The sequence below is a fragment of the Methylobacterium sp. WL18 genome (genome assembly GCF_008040015.1).
Lineage (GTDB): Bacteria > Pseudomonadota > Alphaproteobacteria > Rhizobiales > Beijerinckiaceae > Methylobacterium > Methylobacterium mesophilicum.
Genome location: NZ_VRVD01001205.1, coordinates 1 through 656 on the forward strand (window position 1 = coordinate 1; position 656 = coordinate 656).

General features: G+C 76.1%; 1 protein-coding gene. It reads left to right on the forward strand.

What is annotated here, in order from left to right:
* On the forward strand, positions 1-656 hold a 656-nt coding region (locus FV228_RS31850), incomplete at both ends, for a P1 family peptidase (RefSeq protein WP_187278003.1).

A 656-nucleotide genomic window follows, 5' to 3' on the forward strand; every position in this document is an offset into this window, starting at 1 on the left:
CCGCGGGCGTGACCGCGTGGCTCGCCGAGGCCGGACGCGGCTTTCCGGTCGGCCCGCTGCGGGTGCCGATCGTGCCGGGGGCGGTCCTGTTCGACCTGCTCAACGGCGGCGACACGGATTGGGGCCGCTATCCGCCCTATCGCGAGCTGGGTTTCCTTGCGGCCGCTGCCGCGTCGGACGACTTCGCCCTGGGCTCCGTGGGGGCCGGCACGGGCGCGCGCACCGGCAACCTGAAGGGCGGGATCGGCTCGGCCTCGGCGACGGTGCCGGGCACCGGTTTCAAGGTCGGCGCGCTGGCGGCGGTCAACGCTTTCGGCCGCGCCACAATCGGCGGTGGGCCGCATTTCTGGGCCGCGCCGTTCGAGGTGGGCGACGAGTTCGGCGGCCTCGGCTCCCCCGCCCGGGTGCCGGCCGATTCCCTCGCCTTCCCGGCCCGCATCCTGCCCGGCTCGGCCACGACGCTCGCGGTGGTCGCCACCGACGCCGCCCTGACCAAAGCACAGTGCAGACGCCTCGCGGTGGCCGCGCAGGACGGCCTCGCCCGCGCCCTGGTCCCGGTCCACACGCCTCTCGACGGCGACCTCGTCTTCGCGGTGGCGACCGGCACCGTGCCGCTGGCCGACCCGGTTGCCGATCTCGCCCGCCTGGGCGACGCC